The organism is Lysinibacillus irui (assembly GCF_028877475.1).
GTDB classification, from domain to species: domain Bacteria; phylum Bacillota; class Bacilli; order Bacillales_A; family Planococcaceae; genus Lysinibacillus; species Lysinibacillus irui.
The window spans coordinates 2851480-2873601 of sequence record NZ_CP113527.1 but is presented as its reverse complement, the minus strand read 5'-3'; the positions used below and the strand labels follow the sequence as shown (position 1 = coordinate 2873601).

Sequence of the window (22122 nt, the reverse complement as noted above, 5' to 3'; positions counted from 1 at the left end):
TTATTATTGACAAAAGGGGATATATGATTATAATAAGTGTAAATATCTGCATAACGAAGATTTGTTTTTCGCATTTCGGAGTATAAGAGTAAAGGCATGGAAAAGAACGAGTAACTTTAATGGAACTGACAGAGAGTAGCCGGACGTTGAGAGGCGCAAGGGATATTAAAGTGAATACATCTTGGAGCTGCGTACCGAAAATTTAGTAGGCTACGACGGAGTTGCATCCGTAATCATTGCAGGGGTATCGCTTCGGCTGTACTTTTAGAGGAGAGCTATGTGAGTAGTTCTCGAAAAAAGGTGGTAACACGTTCATGAACGTCCTTTAGGAATAATCCTAAAGGCGTTTTTTTGTGTTTGAAGCGAACTAAACAAAGTGAGGATATTATTTCCTAATGGTTCCCAAGTAACTCTTATAGATCTTGCAATATTAATTTTTAATATTACAAGGAGATGTTTTGTATGTTTTTAACACCAGAGGAGCAATTCGTGATCATCAAGAAAGGTGTCGATAAAATCGTTGATGAGCAGGAATTACGTGCAAAATTAGAACGATCATTTAAAAAACAGCAGCCTTTAACAATTAAATTAGGACTTGATCCATCCACACCAGATATTCATTTAGGTCACGCAGTCGTTCTTCGAAAAATTAAGCAAATGCAGGATTTAGGTCATCATGCAATTATTGTTATCGGTGATTTTACAGGACGAATTGGCGATCCTACAGGTAAAGCAAAAGGGCGAACAGCCTTAAATGACGATACAGTGAAGAAAAATGCCCAAACCTATTGTGAGCAAATTTTTAAAGTGTTAGATAAGAACAAGACAACGGTTCGTTTTAATAGTGAATGGTTAGCAAAGCTGTCGTTTGAAGAAGTCATTCAGCTAGCAGCCACAACATCTGTTGCTCGACTTTTAGAGCGTGAGGATTTTCAGAAACGTTACAAGCAGCACGTACCCATTGGCATGCATGAATTTTTTTACCCCCTTATGCAAGCATATGATTCGGTGGAGCTAGAGGCTGATATTGAGCTAGGGGGAACAGACCAAACGTTTAATATATTAATGGGGCGAAACTTACAAAAGCAGCGAGGGATAGAAAAACAAATTGCCATTTTTATGCCACTACTGGAGGGATTAGATGGCATTGAAAAAATGAGTAAAAGTTTAGGTAATTATATTGGTGTCAATGAAGCACCTGAAATGATGTTTAAAAAGGTGATGGAAGTACCTGATGCATTAATCGTAAAATATTTCGAATTAGCAACGGATGAGCACCCACTACAAGTGCAGGCCATTCAAGATAAACTTCAAAAGGGAGAGAATCCCCGCGATCTGAAATTGCGATTAGCAGAAGTGATAACGACTTTATACCATGGAGTTGCAGCAATGAAGGAAGCGAGAACTTACTTTGAAGCAGCATTTCAACGAAAGGAAATACCGAAAAACATTCCCGTTTTACTCTTAGAGATTGATAAGGAAAGGGTAGAGGATATCCTTCCCCAATTAGTGGCAATGGATTATATTCAAAGTAAAAGTGAGTTTTTACGGTTAATCAAGCAAAATGGGGTATCTTTGAATGGAGAAAAATTAGCGCTAGATGACCTTTCGCGCGTCCTAATGAATGATGATGTGATACAAATTGGTAAGAAACGATTCCTTAAATTAAATAAGTAGTGAAAAAAAGAGCAATCTCCGTGGAGACTGCTCTTTTTCTGTCTAAAATTTTAGTGTAATGTTGGTGGGTAACCGCTGTGAACAATTGTCATGATGACGAACCATCCAAATACAACAGCACTTAATAAATTGAAAACAACGCTTAATAGGTTCTTTTCTTTAATTGCTTGGAATGTACCAACTACAGCTAAAATCGCTACTAGACCAAAAATAACCATTAATAAGTTCATTAAAAATAGACACTCCTTTCGACATCAGAAAATGAATGTCGCAAACAATATTCCTCCTTAATTGTAAACGTTCTACTTATTTTTGTCGAGAACTAAAATAGCGCAAACTATGAACATTTATCGTCAAATTGTGGCAAAGCCTGTATAATAGAAAGTTGAGGTGATAACTATGATGAACGTACGAAGTTATTCTCTTGGACCGGTCCAAACGAATTGCTATATCGTATCGAATAAAGAAAAAGAATGTATTATATTTGATCCAGGTGAGGAAGCGGAGCGTCTTATTAAAACAATCCGTAGCAATGGTTTAAAACCGTTAGCTATCTTTTTAACGCATGCCCATTTTGACCATATTGGAGCCGTTGATGCTGTGCGTGAAGTGTTTGATGTCCCAGTATGGATTCACGAAAAGGAAGTTAGCTGGCTAGGAGATCCTACTAAGAATGGCTCTAGTAAATATGCTGCATTACCAGATTATCGAGTAGCTGCACCAGCGCAAGACACCATCATCAAAGAAGAACAGCCATTTGAAATTAGTAATTTTGTTTTTCAGGCTGTTTTTACACCAGGACATTCACCTGGTAGTATTTCCTATATTTTTGAGCAAGATGGTTTTGCGATTGTAGGAGATACGTTATTTGAACAAGGTGTCGGACGTACAGATTTATTGGGTGGATCGACAAAAATATTATTGGATTCAATCCATAATAAATTACTGTCATTACCAGAGGATACTATTATCTATCCTGGACACGGTAATTATACGACTGTAGGTGCAGAAATGGAGACAAATCCATTTTTAAATGGATTTTAAAAAGGCCGCATCATATAAAAAAGCGTATCTCAATTGTAGTGAGATACGCGATTTTTTGTATTAATGACCGCCACCAGGTACGTGAATGAATGTTGTATAGTACGTGAAGCCAGCGAAGAATACAGTTAAATATGCTCCGAAAATGTACATGTACATACGTTCTGAAAGGTTTAAGAAGCCTAATAATAAGAATAAACCTGTATTACCTAAGAATAATAGCGATACCTCGTTCATACCACCAAGGTAGAACATAACGGCAAAAATACCTGTCCAGAATGCCATAACTTTATACATATTATCCATGAAGATTTCCCCTCCTTTTGCCCACGACACAATAATCTCTTACTCATTATAAATGATATGAAAGGTGTCTGTAAACTGGAACTTCTCCGATCTTTGTGACAAACAAATGGATTTTTAAACTAGTGATCGATTTCTGTCACGTTTATTTCATATTTACATAAATCACAATTATGTATCATACTTTCAACTTGCACAAGTTCATTATTAGAAAATAGAGCATCTAATTGTCCTTTTAAATAGGATTCATGTAATGAACAAACAATTTCAGAATGTGCTGTCAGTTGCTCCTGGAATGGACAATTAAAAATGGAGAATATCACTTTTTTTCCAAGTTCAGTTTGTTGAATTTGTGGAATATAGCCGATTAATGCGGCATTGTCAGTTAATAACTGAAGCTTTTCATCGAAGGAAAGAGAATTATTTAATGTCATTTCAGCACTGATATAATTTTTCATTTGCTGGTAGCCGTCTTGGTAGCTAATTTCTTGACACTTCGTTAACGCAGATGGTCCGACATCTTGAATTAATTGAATCGTCCATTTTAATAAACGATCTTCGTCACGTCTAGGAAATGTTAGTGATACACCTTTCTCTGAAGCTTTATAAACTCGTCCAGGTCTTCCACCTTTACCTGTTTTTACATAATCAGCAGAAATAATATTGATTTCCGAAAGTTTCGTTAAATGAAGTCTGGCAACGTTTGGATGGATACCAAATTGATCAGCTATATGTTGTACTGTGACTGTTTTTTTCTCTTGCAATATATACTCATAAATAGAGTATCTTGTTTCATCAGCAAGTGTACTCGTAATTTTCAATGGATGGATCATGTGTTTCACCTCTTTAAGTTTTTATAAAAATTATGTTCATCTACCAAGTGTTAGGAAAATAATCATGTTGATTCTATTATATTGTATTATTGAAAAAGATACATTCATTTTGGCATAAATATTAATTTTTTCATGTATTTATGTTCCTTTTTAGTGGAAAATTGCATTTTATCCACACTTTTATAGCAAAAAACATAATTGATAGTAAAATGTATAACAAGTTTTTATTTTCAGAAAAGGGCTTTTCTCGTGCACTTTTCCTCTTTATACTAGGAAATAACGAATAGAGCGGTCATATTCGAATGAACTAGAAGAGAGGTGCATATATGCAGAGTTTTGAAACAGTTGTTGAACAAAGATGTGAGCAACTTTTACTAAAGGCTTATCATTTTGGTGCATCCGATTTATTACTCGTTCCAAGCAATACAACATATCGGATCTATTTTCGAAAATATGATAAGCTTCTTCAAGCTGGCGAGCTTCCGATCGATCTTGCGGAGAGAATGATCTCCTACTATAAATTTCTTGCGGAATTAGATATTAGTGAGCGACGAAAACCTCAAAGTGGCTCCTTTCAAAAAGCGATGGAGCAAAATCCATACGCCTTTCGTGTTTCTACATTACCTTCCGTCTTTTTAAAAGAAAGCTTAATTATCCGTTTACTTCTCCAAAATCATGCATTCCCACTAACTTCCTTAAGTTTTTCCAAAAGTGCAGCACATCAATTAATGGAGCTTGTGCAAAGCCAACAAGGTCTTTTGTTTTTTACGGGGGCAACAGGCTCTGGCAAATCTACTTCACTTTATTCCTTACTTCACTATTGCTCAACAGAATTAAATCGACATGTGATTTCCTTAGAAGATCCTGTAGAAAATAGCCAAGCAAATCTACTTCAGATCCAGGTAAATGAGCGAGCAGGCGTTACATATGCTACGGGATTAAAAGCCATTTTACGCCACTCACCTGATGTGATTATGATTGGTGAAATACGGGATAAAGAAACAGCGAAAATTGCTATTCAAGCGTCTTTAACAGGACATTTAGTTGTCTCCACAATTCATGCAAAAGATTCAATTAGCTGTCTTTATCGATTAATGGACTTAGGTGTGACAATAGAGGAACTTCGCCAAACCGTTATCGGAATTGTGGCGCAAAAACTTTTACAGGTGTCAGCTATACATGATGAACGACGTGCAGTCTTTGAAATTTTACATGATATACATCTAACAAGAGCCATTATGGCTATTAAAGAACAGGGGAACTATGAGCTTCCATATAACCTCACATTAATGGGGCAAAAAGAACTAGTGGAGAGACGTTATGCAGCTACAAACATACATCGATAAATTTATGTTTTATTACAATAGAGCTACAAAATGGAGATTAAGGGAGCAGGCACAATTTTTTAATCGTTTATGTGTGCTATTGCAGGAAGGTTATTTATTACCACAAGCTATTTCAATGCTACTACCTCATCATATTAAGGCCCATGAGGACATTCAGCAGCAAATTGATGAAAAACTTAGGCAAGGAGTAGGTGTTACAGGGATACTTGAAACATTACAGCTTGCTAAACATTATTTAATGTCAGTCACAGTTGCAGAAAATAATGGCCATATGATAGAAGCTTTACAGGGTGTGGCTAAGCAGATAACGGTAAGTGAGAAGACAAAGAAAAAACTAATGAAGCTTCTTGTCTATCCAGTAACACTTATCTTATTTTTACTATTGTTATTTTTTGTGTTTCGAACAATTTTCTTGCCAAATATCGAGAGGATGGTTGTTAGCCGAACGAATGAATCAGGCGAATCAAGTATTGCTTTATCCAACATGTTATTACATGTTCCAGATATCGTCATTCTTACGATAGTCATAATAACAGGTAGCTTATTAATTTTTCACCTCTATCTCAAACGACAGTCCATTGCCTACCAACTATCAATATTATTAAAAATTCCCTTCATTCAATTTTATATCAGGTTAGCTTTGACAAGACAATTTGCTGCTTATTTAGGAAGTTTGCTGCAAAGTGGATTTTCATTACAAGCAAGTCTCCAATTGCTTGAGGATCAACAACTACAACCTTTTCTTCAAATTCTTTCGCAACGTATTAAAGAAAGAGTCATTTTTGGTGAGTCCTTAACACAAGCGGTTATCGTGATGGCTGTTTTCCAGAAGGATTTCCCGGTTTTTGTAGAGCACGGCGAGCAAAGCGGTTATTTAGGAAAAGAATTAGTATTGTACAGTGAATTATTAATGGAAAAACAAGAGCAACTTTTGCAAAAAATACTAGCGTTTGTGCAACCAACCTTCTTTATCCTCATTGCTATATGTATTGTCGCAGCCTATGTCAGTTTATTATTACCAATCTATCATATGATTGAATTAGTTTAGGAGGAAAAAAATGAAACGTATCAATCGGCAAGCTGGTTTCACTTTAATCGAAATGCTAATTGTCTTATTAATCATATCGATCCTTATTCTGATTACTATTCCAAATGTTACAAAGCATTTTGCCACAATAGATAAGAAGGGCTGTGCAGCTTATATCTCTATGGTGCAAGGTCAGGTAGAGGCCTATCGTGTAGATTTTATGGCCTATCCTACATTAGACGATTTAGTTGCAGAAGGTTATTTAAAAGAAAATGAAACGACATGCCCGAATAAAGAGGAAATTAAGATTACAAGTGACGGAGAGGTGCGTCCAGCTAATGCTAGCTTGGAGACTGGGTCTAATAGCTGATGATCGGTAATAAAAATGGTGGTTTTACGCTTCTCGAGATCCTTATTGTCTTATTTCTTATCATGAGTTTAACAGCGATCGTTAGTAAATTTTCATTCAAATTAGCGGAAATGAAGGAATTAGAACGATTTTTTACGCAAATGCAACTCGATATTCAATATATACAGACGTACAGCATGAGCCAACGCCAATATATCGCCTTGAAAATGGAAAGTTCAACGAATCGTTATGTCATTCAAAAAGATTTTTATACGACTTTATATGAACGTCCTTTTCCTAAAGGGGTTGAGTTTTTACCTGCAGAGAGTTCGATTCATACACTTATTTATAATTACAATGGGAACGTTATGTCAGCCGGCACCATTGCCTTTAAAACATCTTGGGGAAAGAAAAAAGTAATCATAACGATAGGGAGAGGGAGAGCTAGGATTGAATGAGTCAGGCTATTCATTTGCGGAAACTATTTTAGCTATGGGTATTTTTACATTACTTTGCACATCATTATTACCCATTACCTATACAATGAAGACAAATCTACTGAATAAAAAACTAGAGGTGATTGCAGCTGAAACTGCCTATGAGGGCATAAAACAATATCAAGCAAAGCAACAAACAGAAGGCACTAGAACGATTGAACAAGTTGATTACCATTGGATATTTGATGGACAGGACGTTTGTGTTCGATTTCAAAATACACGTGAGCTACGTCAAAAATGTATCAACGTCAATGGTGAAGCTCATGGATGACAAGGGCTATACATTATTAGAAGCCATGTTTCAATTAGTTGTTTTTGTGCTAATTTCTCATCTTTTTGTCCTCGTCATATTATGGTTTGCTGAAATGAAATCAACGGTGTTATCGGATGAACAAACAAAATGGGAACTATTTGTCTCTGATTTAAATCATGCTCTACAAGATGTTTCTACATTTTCAGTTCGTGCAGATTACAAAAGAATGACTTTTCAAACAGCAAATACACTGCATCATATTGATTGTTATTCGAATATTATTCGTGAACAAGTAAACGGTGGACATGTTCCTATGCTAATAGGACTCAATCGATGTCAATTTAACTATACAGAAAATATGCTGACAGTAGCTGTCGAAATGGCTAGTGGTGTTCAAAAGGAGCGGAGCTTCTATGTGCCAATTATTGAAAAATGACAGAGGGGCTATTTTTTTGATCGCAATTGCATTATTATTTTTTGTAACTACTTTTGTTCTTGCGTATTGTATGTCTTATGAAATGCAGTTACGAACATATGATGGGCTAGAAAAATTGAATGTTCGAGCTACGATAAATTTATTAGGACAAATTTTGTCAGACAGTGTAGAATCGTAGTTATAAGAAGGTGATTCGAATTGCGAAAAATATATTTAGTTGGGTTTATGGGTAGTGGAAAGAGTGCGTTAGGAAGACGTTTAAGCTATTTATTAAAGATGCCATATTATGATATGGATCATGAGATCGTGCGTCAGCAGGGGATGACAATTCCACAGATTTTTGAAAAATACGGAGAGGCCCGCTTTCGGGAAATAGAAACAGAATTTTTAAAAAATTTCCGAAATGAGGCATGTATTATTTCCACAGGTGGTGGCGTTGCCATAAATGCTGAAAATCGAAAAATTATGAGACGTAGTGGATTAGTATTTTTTCTAGATGCGTCTTTTGAAGATATTTATAAACGAATACAGCATGATCCAAACAGACCCATTGTACAGAGCTCAACAAAGGAAGAATTAGAAAGTCTGTATCATTACAGAAGAAAGTTTTATCGTGATGCAGGACATATCCAAGTACTGACAGAAGGCAGAACGATTCGCCAAATTCTAGAGTATTTAGTATTTCAAGTGAAAAGATTAAAAAACGAACGATAATACAATTTTATTAAAATAATGTTCGTATTTTATTATCTTTTAAAAAATGATTGCCTTTTCAATGCATTTAATGTTAGGATATAGACAAATAAGTAACTAAATGTTCATTGAATACTAAATAGTACCAAGATCTATCTTGGGCGGATGATTGTGCGGGGAGAGCGCGTATAGACGCCACCGAAGGAGCAAGTAGTAATGGCTATGAATCTCTCAGGTAAAAGGACTCGTACAAGACGCAACTCTGGAGAGAGCTGTAGTATAACAATAACAGCCACCAAAGGGGAAAGCCGACTAATTGGCAATGGTAAAAGCATTGCGAGCTAGTCTGGTGTAACTTTCAGGTGCAAGGACAGAGAATCCCGAAAAGGGGTTCGTCTGTCTTTTTTTATGTCTACAAGTATATATGCGAGCAAGAAAGCGCATGGACTGTACTACTACAAAAAGCAGACGAACTACTACTAGTAAAAATGTAATTAACAATAAGGGGGCAAAAAAGAATGGCGAACGAATTAAAACGTACACCTCTATTTGAAGAATATGCGAAGTACGGTGCGAAAACGGTTGACTTCGGTGGATGGGAATTGCCTGTTCAATTCTCTTCTATTAAGGAAGAACATGATGCAGTGCGTCATCGTGCAGGGTTATTTGATGTATCACATATGGGTGAAATTTTAGTCACTGGTCCAGATGCATTAGAATTTTTACAAAATCTTTTGTCAAATGATGTGTCAAAAATAGTGGCGGGCCAAGCACAATACACAGCTATGTGCTATGAAAATGGTGGCGTTGTTGATGATTTATTAACCTATAAATTAGCGGACAATCACTATTTATTATGTGTTAATGCAGCAAATATCGAAAAGGACTATGATTGGATGATGGAAAATCAACATCAATATGATGTGACGATTGATAACCAATCAGATGCCTATGCACAAATTGCACTTCAAGGTCCGTTAGCAGAAGAAGTGCTGCAATCTTTAACTTCAACTGATGTGAGTGCCATTAAATTTTTCCGCTTCCAAGAGGATGTTGAAGTGGCAGGCCATAAAGTATTAGTTTCTCGTAGTGGCTACACAGGTGAAGATGGCTTTGAATTATATGGTGCTCCAGAAGATATTAAAGCACTATGGGGAAAAATTTTAGAGGCAGGTCAGGATAAAGGCGTTGTCCCTGCAGGTCTTGGTTGTCGTGATACACTTCGTTTTGAAGCGGGGCTCCCACTATATGGTCAAGAGCTATCAGCAACAATTTCTCCACTTGAGGCAGGTATTGGCTTTGCTGTGAAATTAAATAAAGAAGACTTTATCGGTCACGAAGCATTAGTAGCACAAAAGGAAAATGGTCTTCCTCGTAAACTGGTAGGAATTGAAATGATCGATAAAGGAATTCCACGCCATGGTTACAAAGTGTTGAAGGATGGTAAGGAAATTGGTGAAGTAACAACGGGCACACAGCTTCCTTCATCTAAACGTAATGTTGGTCACGCGTTAATTGACAGTCAATTCGCAACAATCGGAACTGAGCTAGAAATCGAAATTCGTGGTAAGCACTTAAAGGTAATCACAGTAGAAACACCGTTTTACAAGCGTTCAAAATAATAGTTGAAAAGAGGGACCTACATTTATGAAACATCGTTATTTACCAATGACGGAGCAAGATCAAAAAGAAATGTTAGACGTAATCGGTGTATCCTCAGTAGATGAATTATTCGAGGATATTCCAGAGAAAGTACGTTTTAAAGGCCTTTATGACATTAAGGAAGCAAAATCAGAGTCTGCTTTATTAAAAGAATTAACGGCACTTGCCGCAAAAAATAAGGACACAAATGCTAATGTATCATTTTTAGGTGCAGGCGTTTACAACCACTATAAACCAGTCATCGTGGATCATGTTATTTCTCGTTCAGAGTTCTATACAGCTTATACGCCATATCAACCGGAGATTTCACAAGGTGAGCTACAAGCAATCTTTGAATTCCAAACAATGATTGCTGAGCTAACAGGTATGGATCTCGCTAACTCTTCAATGTATGACGGTGGTACAGCATTAGCAGAGGCAGGTATGCTGGCAGCTGGTCATACACGTCGTAAGAAAATTTTAGTGTCTGAAACAGTGCACCCAGAATATCGTGATGTTGTGGCTACATATGCCTATGGTCAATCGATCGAAATCGTGACAATTCCACAAAAAGATGGCGTGACAGATGTGGATGCATTAAAAGAGATGATTGATGACAACACAGCAGCTGTTATTGCTCAATATCCAAACTTCTTTGGTCAAGTAGAAGATATTCAAGTCATCGGGGATATTGCTCATGAAGCAAAAAGCTTGTTTGTGGTATCTTCTAATCCACTGGCATTAGGCATTTTAACACCTCCTGGTAAACTAGGTGCGGATATTTGTGTAGGGGATGCGCAAGTTTTCGGTATTTCTGAAGCATTCGGTGGACCACACTGTGGTTTCTTTGCCGTAACAACAAAATTAATGCGTAAGGTTCCAGGCCGTCTTGTTGGTGAAACAGTAGATGGTGAAGGTCGTCGTGGTTATGTATTAACATTACAAGCACGTGAACAGCATATCCGTCGTGATAAAGCGACATCTAATATTTGTTCGAACCAAGCTCTTCTTGCACTTGCAGCTTCTGTAGCCATGACAGCTCTAGGTAAACAAGGCATTCGTGAAATGGCAACACAAAATATTGCGAAAACACGTTATGCGAAAAATGCCTTTGAAGCAGCAGGCTTTACAGTAGCATTCCAAGGTGCCCACTTCAACGAAATCGTTGTGAAAACGAATAAATGTGTGAAGGAAATCAATAAAGGCTTAATTGCAAAAGGGATTATCGGTGGATATCCATTAGGTCAAAATTATGACTCTCTTAAAAATCATGTGCTAATAGCAGTTACTGAATTACGCACAAAAGAAGAAATTGATGCACTAGTTGCAGAAATGGGGGCTCTTAATGCATAACGAAAATCAATCACTCATTTTTGAAATTTCAAAAGAAGGTCGTGTTGGCTATAGCTTAGAGGCACTTGATGTACCAGAAGTAGACCTAGCAGATTTATTACCTGCAAACTTAGTTCGTGCTGAAGCGGCAGAATTACCTGAAGTGTCTGAGCTTGATATTATGCGTCATTACACGGCACTTTCTCGGAGAAACCACGGAGTAGACTCTGGCTTCTATCCGCTTGGCTCTTGTACGATGAAATACAATCCGAAAATTAACGAAACAGTTGCACGTCTTTCAGGCTTTGCCAATGTTCACCCATTACAGGATGAATCAACAGCACAAGGTGCAATGGAGCTTCTCTATGATTTACAAACTTCTTTAGTAGAAATTACAGGAATGGATGAAGTGACATTACAACCAGCAGCAGGTGCTCACGGTGAATGGACAGCATTAATGATGATTCGTGCATTCCATGAAGCAAATGGTGAGGGACACCGTAATAAAGTCATTGTTCCTGACTCAGCACATGGTACTAACCCAGCATCGGCAACAGTAGCAGGTTTTGAAACAATTACTGTTAAATCGGATGAGAATGGTCTAGTAGATATTGAAGATCTTCGTAAAGTAGTAGGTTCTGATACAGCTGCTTTAATGCTAACAAACCCGAATACACTTGGTTTATTTGAAGAAAACATTATTGAAATGGCAGAGCTAATTCACTCTGTAGGCGGTAAAGTGTACTATGATGGTGCGAACTTAAATGCCGTAATGAGTAAAGCACGTCCTGGCGACATGGGCTTTGACTGCGTACATTTAAATCTGCACAAAACATTTACAGGTCCACACGGTGGCGGTGGTCCGGGTTCCGGCCCAGTAGGCGTAAAAGCAGACTTAATTCCATTCCTACCAAAACCAGTATTAGTTAGAACTGAAGAAGGCACATATCACTTCGACTACGATCGTCCACAATCAATCGGACGCGTAAAACCTTACTATGGTAACTTTGGTATCAACGTTCGTGCTTATACGTACATTCGTACAATGGGTCCAGATGGCTTAAAAGCTGTTACAGAATATGCAGTCCTAAACGCCAACTACATGATGCGTCGTTTAGAGCCATTCTATGATCTTCCATATAACCGTCACTGTAAACATGAATTTGTGTTATCTGGTCGCCGTCAAAAGAAACAAGGCGTTCGTACATTAGATATCGCAAAACGTCTGTTAGACTTTGGCTACCATCCACCAACAACATACTTCCCATTAAATGTGGAAGAGGCGTTAATGATTGAGCCAACTGAAACAGAATCTAAAGAAACGTTAGATGCATTCTGTGATGTAATGATTCAAATTGCGAAAGAAGCAGAAGAAAATCCATCGATTGTACAAGAAGCACCACATACAACAGTCGTATCTCGTTTAGACGAAACACGCGCTGCTCGTACACCAGTGCTTCGTTATCAAAAGGCATAGTCTACAAAACCGTTCACGTTCATGTGAGCGGTTTTTTTGCACCTTTTAGGGAGGATGACGAGATATAAAGCCGAAGAAAAAAGTGATTGATTACTACTTTACGACTTTTGCGCAGAAACTAATAAAAGGAGAGCAAGGTATTCGATTATTTTGTTTAGATGCAACTTTACAAAGGATAAAAGGGTGAAGTTGTAAATGAAGAAGAAGTACAAATGCTTAAAGAACTATCTTATGTAGATTCATTCTAAAAGACTAATATAACTACATTTTTAATACTTTTTATTCATTTTTCCTATATAGAAGATTATTTTAAAAAACAGCTTTGGGCCTAAGAGCAATTGAACCATTAGTTGTTTTTTTGTAAAAAAATAGGATAATTCCATTATTCACTGAAAAAATATCATAATTATTACTATGTAACATTTTTACTAAACATAATTTAAATTGTTTTTAATGACAATATCTTCTATAGAAAATATTGACATTAATTTTTGGTGTTGTATAGTTACTTTTGTGATACATACTATCATTAGTGATTTTCGTATAAAAAATGCATAAAAATAGAAATTAGAGTTTCTAGTACATAGTTTAGCCTCATATTGATTTCATTGTAAATTTTTTTCTTAAATGTTTATATATTGTTTATATTTATAAAGCTAGAAGTCTAGCGATGGAAGAGGATGGATTCGATTCTATTTACAAAACACAGGTGAGTACGTATATGAAAGAATTTTACGCTTCCAATCAGGTGACTTTAAGCATGAAAATATCGTTCGTTTCTTTAGCAATAATCCAAGCAGTCAAAAAAGTAAATGGCTGAATGATAAAGGTAATGATTACAAAAGGGACAAGTGCTGTTAAAGCCTAACAAGTTTAAACATACAGTTATTCAATTTTTCAGTCGTATGTTTAAGGTTTATCATGTATAAATCTTTTAACATAAATATGAATCGAGCGACTAATTGCTAATATTGGAAAATTAGCTATTTCACGATACGGGTAAGACATCGTGAAAAAGATAGCTGTAGCTAATATGATTTCCTTAGAATGTTAGACGTCATGATTCAACAAATTTTAGGAGGTACGAAAATGGGTTTTGTATTAAAAGTAGAAGGTTCAGAAGCAATTGAATTAGGCTTAGAAAGCATCATGACTGTCGAATATGAGACAGATACACCGAATGATTCTAACGCTCGCTCTACAGATGTTGGAGCCACTTTAAAAGTTAAAGGTAAAATTTTAACGGCTACGGATGGTGATAATTCTGATGATACGATGAAATTGGGTTTATGGTCATTAGTACCTGCTGAGAAGGCTGACTGTTACCGTAAAGTGACTTTAGAGGTTGTTGCAGCTGATCAAGTAGTAAGAAAAATTCATTTCCCAAATGCTTTTGTGGTGGATTATACAGAAAGATATGGTGACACAGAAGGTATCGGTGAGTTCTTCTTATTTATTAAGCAAAAGAAAGACAAAACAGATTTGGCAAAAATCGAGGGTGGCTACGCTGTCTAAGATTGCAGCAGGATAAAACACTTACTAATTATCTAAGGAACTTTTATAGTTCCTTAGATTATTTTTAATCTCCCTAAAATTACTTTAAAGGCGGAAATAAAAGATCCTATACATAGAAAAGATAGCACTCAAACTCATATTTTTGTGAGGAAGAAGTAGAGAGAAGCATTGCCAACGGGTATGCCTTTGATGAGATGGTTGAGGCAATGGAAGGATCAGATTTCAAATTCTGTGTCATGAAGGATGTGTAGGGACTAAGCAAATAATAGTTGATAGGTTGAAATATAGTTGGTGAAAAACGGTTAAAAAACGGAAGGTGATTGGGATGAAATTTATAGATGAAAAAATTATTGCATTAAGAAATGAAATGAGAGAGCAGGAGCAACATGAGCTAGCCCAGCGACAAGTAGCCTTACAAAAGGAACAGGAGCCTGAGCCAGTATCTGAGCAGGAGGAACAAGACTTAGAAAAAGTAAATATCTATCAAAGCTACATCATAATTGATGATGAGAAGGTAGGGGTGTTGGAGCAGTCGTTATTGGATGGCAAAATGACGATCCGTATGCCAAAACTATTTTCTAAGATGTCTACTGAATTAGCAGCCTTAAAGTACCCATCGGACCGTCGACCAAATCTTATTTATACAGATGAATCCTCATCGATTAATCTTGCCTTCAACCTGACTCCACATCGATTAAAGGAAGAGGGAGTTGCTGCTTTTCAAGAAAATATGATTGATATCCTTGAACAAGCTCAACCTTCAGCTGATTGGCTTGATACGGATGTCCTGAAGATTGACGAGAAGACAGTCGGCTTTTTAGAGATTATAACACCGGCTATTGATGGCGATATTTTTAATTTAATGTTCTTTGCCTCTATCGAAGGGGTAGCGCTTATTGGAACCTTCAATTGTATGGAGGAGGACCTTGAAACTTGGCGTCCGATTGCGAGAGCTATGATGGAATCCTTGCGATTTGCTTCAAATAGTAGGAACGGAGGGGGAATACGATGAGTAGTGTAGTGACAGCTTATCATAATATTCAAATTCTACCTTTCGAGCTTATTAGTATTCAAGAGCTTACTATCGTAAAAAAAATGAATGAACATGCTATGTTACGTTTTACTGGTATTGTGCCTGAAGTAGCGAGAGACACTTATGTAGAAATGACGGAGGCAAGATCGGCAATTGAAGTAAATCAGCTTAATCATCTTGGTGTCCCTTCACCATTATTTAAAGGTGTAATTTTAGATGTGAAGGTTCGTTCAGTTCGTGGCATTTATTATATTGAAGTAGAAGCGGCTTCAAGCACCTATCAGCTAGACATTAAAAAGAAAAATCGCTCCTATCAGGATAAGGAAATGACCTATTCGTCTTTATTTAAACTATTACATCCTTTTTATCCTGGTCTTGACATTATTGATCAAGCAACAAAGGGTGCTAAATTAGACAAGTTTACCCTGCAATATCGAGAGACCGATTGGCAATTTTTAAAAAGACTAGCCTCACGTTTTAACACTGGACTAGTGCCTGCTGCTACCTTTGATAAGCCAAAGTTCCATTTTGGTGTGCCTGCTGGTAGAGCTAAAGGCAAGCTAGAAGATTACCATTATACTACCCGAAAAAAACTAGCAGATTACCTTCTATATACAGAGAATGGTAATGGAGGTATGGGAGAGCATGACTTTCTATACTATGAGGTGGAAACAGATAAGGTAATGGAAATAGGAGATCATGTCACTTTTCATCAACAAACGCTTTATATATGTGAAGCATACACAACCATGAAGGATGGCTTGCTGAAACATTATTATACGCTGTCAACGAAAAATGGCATGAATAAAAGTGAACTATTTAACGATGCGATCTCAGGTTTATCACTGGAAGGAAAAGTATTAGAAGTCGCAAAGGATCATATTAAGGTGCATTTAGCGATTGATGAGAAGCAGGATAAAGGAAAAGCACATTGGTTTCTTTATTCTACGGGCTATACAGCTGAGGGACATAGTGGTTGGTATTGTATGCCTGAAATCAATGACTTTGTTCATGTCTATTTTCCTTCACATCGTGAGGAGGAAGGAATTTCTAGCAGCTCCATACGAAAAAATTTAGATACTTCAGCAACGAACAAACTAGATGATCCTTCAACCAAATATTATCGTACAGCCTTTGGTAAAGAAATTAAAATGAGTCCAACTGAAGTGGTTATTACCGCACAGGATGGCGATATTTTTATTCGGCTAAATGAAGCAAATGGTATTGAAATATTTAGTAAAAAAGAAATTAAACTTATCTCAGAGGCAGATATTTCAGTGAAGGCGAGTAAGAATATTCTTTTGTCTGCAGAGGAAGAAATTTCTTTACAATGCAAAGAAAGTAAAATAATGATGAATGGCAGTGTGCAAATTTTTGGGAAGGAAGTAAAGGCAAATTAAAATGGTTGCGTGTGAATGAGAAGGAAGGAGACTTATATGCAGACACAGGGAGTTTTACAGCATTTTTATGATAACGAAGTAGAGAAAAGAAGGTTGAAATATCTCTTATTGCTCGAGGATTTTTTTCAAGCCTCCAAGGATAAGCTCGCCGATGATTTTAGAATGTCTTTTCAAAAAATATGTCAGCAACTAAAACAACAGCAAACGCTTCAACAGAAAGGACCGATTGCACATATTACGTTTTCAATGCTGCGTACAGAGCTACTAGAGAGCAACCCTCACTATTTAGTAGAAGCTACGGATGAAGAATGGTTTTTTGATATTCATCCGCTTTTAACTACTTATGATGCAGGCTGGGCGCATCATTTTTTAGAGCAATACATTGAAGAATTAAGTTTGTATAGCAAAACTTTTATGGGGGCAATTACCCAGGCAGATATTGATCGCATTAGACTTCAGGACGCCAAACATTTTCACCAATATGTAATAAGTCTCGCTAGATATGCGCTACCTGACATTATTCGATGTCCAGAGTATTTGGCGCTAGATCGAGATGTGGCTGTCGAGATACGTGTAGGCGAGTTTATGGATATGAATGAGGTTGTCTATAGCGAGGATTTTTCAGCGAAGGATAGTGAAGAAATAAAGGCTTGGCTAGATGAACAACTAGAGGAGGAATATCCATACGAGGTATTTAGCCATTTAAATTTAGCAGGTGGGCGATATGAAGGCTTGGATATTCGCTATGCCTTTTTCCACAAAGCCAATTTAACCAATTGTCATATGCGTGAATGTCTGTTGATTGGTACTAGCTTTCGGGAGAGTCAGCTAATGGACACGGATTTGAGCTTTAGCACAATTTATGAGACGGATTTTAGTAATAGTCAGTTACAGGGAGCGAATTTTCAACAGGTACAAGGAGCGAGTGGTCTGCTAGATCGTCAGAAATGGGAAATACCTGGCTATTTACCGGTTCGTTTTACTGGTGCGAATTTAGAAGGCGCCAATTTTGAGCTAGCGAATTTACGAGGGGCCAGCTTTATGGGGGCAAATGTTAGAAATACTAATTTTGCGGGAGCCAATTTAGAAATGGCTATTTTCTCTAAGGAAGCACAGGAATATGTAAAGCTAGATCCATTCCAGGCAGCTAGTGTCATTTGGAAGTAGACAGTGTGAAAAAGGAGACGAAAGATGAACTATTTTATTCTATCTCAAGATGAACGTATCACAAATGCTGTGAAACCTGTTGGTATCGCCCAAGTGATTAAAAAAGAGCTATTAACAATTGAAAGAATGGAAGAATTAGAGGAACTTGAACGGCAATTTCCTGTATTAGAAAAAGGCGAGATGGTGTATACCGATCTCATAGAAAAGCCAATCATGCTTATTTCTGATGCTGTTAAACAATTAGTGGAAAAGTATGTCCCAAATATGCCATTTAAAGCAGTTGTTCTCACGGATATGCCTAAATTAATGCAAACCTTATATTGGCTGGTGATCCCACCAAAAGTGCGTTGTCTTTCCGCTCAAACGGAATTTCATCTTGATGGTACGTTGAAGAAGTTAGTCTTAGATGAGCAGTTGGCTGCTCCTTATCCATTCTTTCAAATCGAGGGCATTAAAGAACAGTTTATAGTGGTGAATATTGAATTAGCAGAGAGTATTCTACGCAGAGATTTTCGGGGAATACGATTACAAAAAATACAAACTGAAGGAAGATGGAACGACATTCTTTCTGTAGGAAAATAGATGAGGAGCTTGAAAAAGGATTAAAGCACATGATGGCAAGGTCCTTTTAGGTAATGTTAGTGAGAAAATAGTGAGATTAAAATTAGAGCAATTTAAAGAAAGAGTCGTCATGCATACGTTTTGCAGTTAAGTCTTATGTTTAGCAAAAGTGGTAACACCTTACGTATTGAAAGGATTGTTTTTCTATGTCAGAAGAAATGCAGACAAAGGGTGGCGACCAACGGAGTTATGTCGTAGCTGGTGCCAAATTATCCTGTTCGCAAGGAGATCAAACGAGTATTTTAAAAATGCCAGTTAGTCACGGTGTTTATACGAAAAATAAGGCGCAGATGAATACGATGGATTATAAGCCTTATGTCAATATTCAACCATTTGGGTTATGCCAGACATTAGCGAATCCTACTGTTGCGGCAGCTACAGCTGCCAATAATGGTGTCTTAAAGCCCATGCCCTGTACTCCTGTGATTACAATGCCCTGGATTAATGGGAAGGATGATCAATTAATTGAAAATCATCCAGCGTTAGTTAGTCAATCGATTAATATGTGTATGTATTGTGGAACGATAAAAGTAGAAGATGATGGGCAAGAATGAGCGATTGTCCCCTGAGGAAAGAAGGGAATTCATGTGAACACATACGAGGAAGTAATCGGATACGGTGAGCTTGAACTCGTATCCCCCTATGAAATCCAGACATTGCATAATCTCACGTTGACACAAACAGTGAATGACCATGCAAGATTAGCAATAACCGGATTTATCCCTGCGGAAAAGAAAGATAGTTGTATGCAGCTTGCCAGTACGACAGATCGAATAGAGGTCTATCAAAAACATAACGGACAACGGCTGCATGCGCTTTTTAAAGGACAGGTAACAGAAATTGCTATACGAATGACAAGGGGAGTATATCAAATTGAATTAGAGGCTGTTTCATCTACATTCACCTTGGATTGTAAAAAAAAATACCGCTCCTTTCAGCATCATAAAATGACTTATCAGGCGATGATAAAAAAGGTGCTAGAAGATTATTCAGGTGCAGATGTTATTGATACTGTATCGAAAGCTACTCCTCTTAAGCAATTTATATTACAATATAAGGAGACGGATTGGCAATTTTTACAACGAATGGCTTCCCATTTTCGTGCCGTATTAGTCGCTGCAGTGGATGCTGATAAGCCGAAGTTTTGGTTTGGCCTACCTGAAGGGCGAATGGAAAAGCTTTCCGTGGCAAATTATACGATCTTAAAGGATCGCTCTAAGTTTTTACATAGTAAGTACAATGACATCGAGCAGCCAATTGAAGAGCGGGATACAGTTGCCTATGTGATAGAATCTAGAAAAACATTGAAACTGGGTGATCGCGTTTTACTCCTGGGCAAGGAGCTTGTAGTAGCCAAGTCTATCGCCCGCATGAAGCAAGGCATCCTTACCTATGAGTATCATCTGCTGTTCGAAAAAGGCATACGCCAAGATAGGCGCAGTATTCCGTTCCTACCAGGCACCGCAATTGAAGGAAAGGTATTAGAGGTCAAAAAGGATCAGGTTCGAGTCCATCTTAGTATGGATGAGACACAAAAAAAGGAGGAAGCTACGTGGTTCCCACTGGCTACGCCTTATACGGCAGAGGGACATAGTGGCTTTTACAGCCCGCCAGAGGAAGGAGATAGCGTCCACCTAACCTTCCCGACACATCGAGAGGAAGCTGCGGTTGTTCGTCATAGTGTACGAAAGGGTGGCGAGTCCAACCCGAAAACAGCTGATCCCAAAACGTCTTACTGGGGTACGCCGAAAGGGAAGGAAATGAAGCTAGACCCACAGTCCGTGACATTTACCGCCAAGGAGGGTGCTGTCTTTCTACAGCTTCATCAGGACAGCGGCATCACTGTGCATAGTAAGCCATCCTTGCTGGTCAAAGCCAACGACACGATCACCTTTGCCGGAAAACGTGTGTCCATGAGTGCAGCGGAGTCGATGCGTTTCACATGCGGCTCAAGCAGTCTAGTGTTTGATGGCAATACCGATATTCAGGGACAGATAGTGACGATGGATGGCTCCATTAAAGCCCCTGTATCTGTCGCTGCGCAAGAAGAGGAAACAGACCTGGAGGCAGCCCTAGACGTCATGGGGATGATCCCTGTTGGTGGGGGTGATGCCTAATGGGTCTATTAGGATTAGCAGGAAGCTTACTAGGGATGATTCCGAAAGTAGGCTCCCCAGGTGGAAAGAAAAAAGGAAAGAGCGGAGGATCGAAAGGAAAGAGCGCTAAGAAATCCTCCAAAAAGAAGAGCTCTACGAAGAAAAAACAACGGAAGTCCAATAAAAAGAAGAAAAAGAAAAAACGCAAGAAGAAAAAGAAGAAGTGGGGTAAATTCTTTACCAAGGCACGGAAGCTCTATAATAAACTAAGCAAAAGTAAAATAGCGAAGCAATTTAAGAAAGTAGTAAAAAGAGCTGTCCTAGCGGGTAAGAAAACCTATAAACAAGCAGTAAACAAAACGAAAGCCGTTTATAACCAGACAAAGCAAGCGGTAAAGGAAGTAAAACAAACAACGAAGGAACTAGCCATCAAAACGAATTCAGCTGCAAAAGCGGTGATAAAGGACATCAAAAAACCAGTTGTCAAGTCACTTAATAGCTTCAAAGAAATCGGCAAAGATTTCAAAAGTGGTCTGGACAAAAGAGCAGATAAAGCACTCGATTCTCCATATGATTTTGCAAATTATCTAACTCTAGGTGCAGTAGATGGTATTTGGTCTGGAGCCAAAGGTAGAGCAGATAAGATGCTCGATTCACCTTCTGATTTTTTCAATTATGCAACATTTGGTTTCACGGGGATGGTCCAAGGTGCGGTGAATCCGAAAGACCCGTTATCGAAAGAACATTGGTTAGATAGTTTTGGCGTAGCCACGTCAGTATTAGGGGTTAAAGGAGCGTCAAGTACAAAAACAACTGGAGTATCAAGTGGTAAGTCTACTAGCAGTTCGAGTAATAATAGTAATAGTAATAGTAATAGTAATAGTAATAGTAATAGTAATAGTAATAAGGGCACGGGTAATACTAAGAATATAGATAATCCAAAATTACCATTACAAGTTAAGTATGGAGAATCTGATTTAAGTTCAATGGCGAAAAATTATCGAATTGATAATCAAATATACGATTTAAGAAATATTGTAGTGGCAGACATTGAGATAGATGGTGCTCGTTTTTCGAAGGTTTTTGAAAGTACAGAAAAAACCAGAGTAAAACCAAGTGGAAAAGTTGAAGTGAAAAAAGTGCATTCCGAAAAAGTTTTGGTAGAGGAAAAAAAAGCTGCTGAACTAAATGGACAGACTTATAAAGTTCACCGAGTGTACACTGAAAGAGAACCTTGCATTCTTGGTGGTCATGATTGTAAGGCACTGCTAAAAAAAGAACTTCCTGAAGCTGAAGTAAGCTATAGTGTTGAGTATGGGGACAAAGCTTCAAGAGATCGTGGAAATGCTGAATTAGCTAAAGAGCTTGAAAAGTTAAAGGAGTGA

Annotated in this window: 24 protein-coding genes, 1 pseudogene, 1 riboswitch and 1 other annotated feature; of the genes and pseudogenes, 22 read left to right on the top strand and 3 right to left on the bottom strand. The window is 37.7% G+C overall.

Annotated features, from left to right (window positions below; all coding sequences use genetic code 11):
- The first annotated feature begins 88 nt into the window (after positions 1–88).
- Positions 89–329: a binding site (T-box leader), on the top strand.
- 133 nt (positions 330–462) lie between these two features.
- Positions 463–1677, top strand: a complete 1215-nt coding sequence (tyrS, locus tag OU989_RS14525; protein WP_274793732.1) for a tyrosine--tRNA ligase — start codon at positions 463–465, stop codon at positions 1675–1677.
- 50 nt (positions 1678–1727) lie between these two features.
- Here tyrS and OU989_RS14520 read toward each other — a convergent pair whose 3' ends face one another.
- Entirely contained in the window at positions 1728–1907 is a 180-nt protein-coding gene (locus tag OU989_RS14520; protein WP_274793731.1) for a DUF2759 domain-containing protein, read from the bottom strand.
- Positions 1908–2076: 169 nt separating this feature from the next.
- Between OU989_RS14520 and OU989_RS14515 the strand changes: the two genes are divergently transcribed.
- The gene (locus OU989_RS14515; RefSeq protein ID WP_274793730.1) at positions 2077–2721 is read left to right on the top strand and encodes an MBL fold metallo-hydrolase; all 645 of its coding nucleotides are present in this window, start codon (positions 2077–2079) and stop codon (positions 2719–2721) included.
- A 60-nt stretch (positions 2722–2781) separates the two neighbouring features.
- Here the strand turns inward: OU989_RS14515 and OU989_RS14510 are convergent, their stop codons facing one another.
- The gene (locus OU989_RS14510; RefSeq protein WP_004231035.1) at positions 2782–3024 is read right to left on the bottom strand and encodes a DUF2626 family protein; all 243 of its coding nucleotides are present in this window, start codon (positions 3022–3024) and stop codon (positions 2782–2784) included.
- 119 nt (positions 3025–3143) lie between these two features.
- Complete coding sequence (locus OU989_RS14505) at positions 3144–3854, bottom strand: helix-turn-helix transcriptional regulator (protein WP_274793728.1); 711 nt, start codon at positions 3852–3854, stop codon at positions 3144–3146.
- A gap of 326 nt (positions 3855–4180) precedes the next feature.
- Between OU989_RS14505 and comGA the strand changes: the two genes are divergently transcribed.
- The 20 genes and pseudogenes from comGA to OU989_RS14405 all read left to right on the top strand — a co-directional run bounded on the left by comGA (position 4181) and on the right by OU989_RS14405 (position 22122).
- Entirely contained in the window at positions 4181–5200 is a 1020-nt protein-coding gene (comGA, locus tag OU989_RS14500) for a competence type IV pilus ATPase ComGA (RefSeq protein ID WP_274793727.1), read from the top strand.
- Positions 5175–6248, top strand: a complete 1074-nt coding sequence (comGB, locus tag OU989_RS14495; protein WP_274793726.1) for a competence type IV pilus assembly protein ComGB — start codon at positions 5175–5177, stop codon at positions 6246–6248. The genes comGA and comGB overlap by 26 nt, the downstream gene beginning before the upstream one ends.
- A gap of 10 nt (positions 6249–6258) precedes the next feature.
- On the top strand, positions 6259–6597 hold the full coding sequence (gene comGC, locus OU989_RS14490; protein ID WP_274793725.1) for a competence type IV pilus major pilin ComGC: 339 nt from the start codon (positions 6259–6261) through the stop codon (positions 6595–6597).
- The gene (gene comGD, locus OU989_RS14485) at positions 6597–7034 is read left to right on the top strand and encodes a competence type IV pilus minor pilin ComGD (RefSeq protein ID WP_274793724.1); all 438 of its coding nucleotides are present in this window, start codon (positions 6597–6599) and stop codon (positions 7032–7034) included. Before comGC ends, comGD begins: the two co-directional genes overlap by 1 nt.
- On the top strand, positions 7027–7344 hold the full coding sequence (locus OU989_RS14480) for a hypothetical protein (protein WP_274793723.1): 318 nt from the start codon (positions 7027–7029) through the stop codon (positions 7342–7344). Before comGD ends, OU989_RS14480 begins: the two co-directional genes overlap by 8 nt.
- Positions 7337–7762: a competence type IV pilus minor pilin ComGF gene (gene comGF / locus OU989_RS14475; RefSeq protein WP_274793722.1), complete on the top strand. Its 426-nt coding sequence runs from the start codon at positions 7337–7339 to the stop codon at positions 7760–7762. The genes OU989_RS14480 and comGF overlap by 8 nt, the downstream gene beginning before the upstream one ends.
- 16 nt (positions 7763–7778) lie before the next feature.
- A complete protein-coding gene (locus tag OU989_RS14470) occupies positions 7779–7940 on the top strand; it encodes a hypothetical protein (RefSeq protein WP_274793721.1) in 162 nt (53 codons plus the stop codon).
- A 20-nt stretch (positions 7941–7960) separates the two neighbouring features.
- A complete protein-coding gene (locus OU989_RS14465) occupies positions 7961–8476 on the top strand; it encodes a shikimate kinase (protein ID WP_274793720.1) in 516 nt (171 codons plus the stop codon).
- A gap of 144 nt (positions 8477–8620) precedes the next feature.
- A riboswitch (glycine riboswitch) is annotated at positions 8621–8712 on the top strand.
- 261 nt (positions 8713–8973) lie between these two features.
- Positions 8974–10077, top strand: a complete 1104-nt coding sequence (gene gcvT, locus OU989_RS14460) for a glycine cleavage system aminomethyltransferase GcvT (protein ID WP_274793719.1) — start codon at positions 8974–8976, stop codon at positions 10075–10077.
- A 25-nt stretch (positions 10078–10102) separates the two neighbouring features.
- Entirely contained in the window at positions 10103–11449 is a 1347-nt protein-coding gene (gcvPA, locus tag OU989_RS14455; protein WP_274793718.1) for an aminomethyl-transferring glycine dehydrogenase subunit GcvPA, read from the top strand.
- Positions 11442–12905: an aminomethyl-transferring glycine dehydrogenase subunit GcvPB gene (gene gcvPB / locus OU989_RS14450; RefSeq protein WP_274793717.1), complete on the top strand. Its 1464-nt coding sequence runs from the start codon at positions 11442–11444 to the stop codon at positions 12903–12905. Before gcvPA ends, gcvPB begins: the two co-directional genes overlap by 8 nt.
- A gap of 640 nt (positions 12906–13545) precedes the next feature.
- Positions 13546–13739: pseudogene (locus tag OU989_RS14445) on the top strand (hypothetical protein); the annotation flags it as partial.
- Positions 13740–13994: 255 nt separating this feature from the next.
- Positions 13995–14420, top strand: a complete 426-nt coding sequence (locus OU989_RS14440; protein ID WP_274793716.1) for a membrane-associated protease 1 — start codon at positions 13995–13997, stop codon at positions 14418–14420.
- Positions 14421–14745: 325 nt separating this feature from the next.
- Positions 14746–15432, top strand: coding sequence for a hypothetical protein (locus tag OU989_RS14435; RefSeq protein WP_274793715.1), 687 nt, complete (start codon positions 14746–14748; stop codon positions 15430–15432).
- Entirely contained in the window at positions 15429–16853 is a 1425-nt protein-coding gene (locus OU989_RS14430; RefSeq protein ID WP_274793714.1) for a hypothetical protein, read from the top strand. Before OU989_RS14435 ends, OU989_RS14430 begins: the two co-directional genes overlap by 4 nt.
- 36 nt (positions 16854–16889) lie before the next feature.
- On the top strand, positions 16890–18020 hold the full coding sequence (locus OU989_RS14425) for a pentapeptide repeat-containing protein (RefSeq protein ID WP_274793713.1): 1131 nt from the start codon (positions 16890–16892) through the stop codon (positions 18018–18020).
- Positions 18021–18044: 24 nt separating this feature from the next.
- The gene (locus OU989_RS14420) at positions 18045–18602 is read left to right on the top strand and encodes a serine protease (RefSeq protein WP_274793712.1); all 558 of its coding nucleotides are present in this window, start codon (positions 18045–18047) and stop codon (positions 18600–18602) included.
- Between the two features lie 185 nt (positions 18603–18787).
- Entirely contained in the window at positions 18788–19195 is a 408-nt protein-coding gene (locus OU989_RS14415) for a DUF4280 domain-containing protein (RefSeq protein WP_259419288.1), read from the top strand.
- A gap of 33 nt (positions 19196–19228) precedes the next feature.
- The gene (locus OU989_RS14410; protein WP_274793711.1) at positions 19229–20758 is read left to right on the top strand and encodes a contractile injection system protein, VgrG/Pvc8 family; all 1530 of its coding nucleotides are present in this window, start codon (positions 19229–19231) and stop codon (positions 20756–20758) included.
- A gap of 35 nt (positions 20759–20793) precedes the next feature.
- Positions 20794–22122, top strand: a complete 1329-nt coding sequence (locus OU989_RS14405) for a nucleic acid/nucleotide deaminase domain-containing protein (RefSeq protein ID WP_274793710.1) — start codon at positions 20794–20796, stop codon at positions 22120–22122.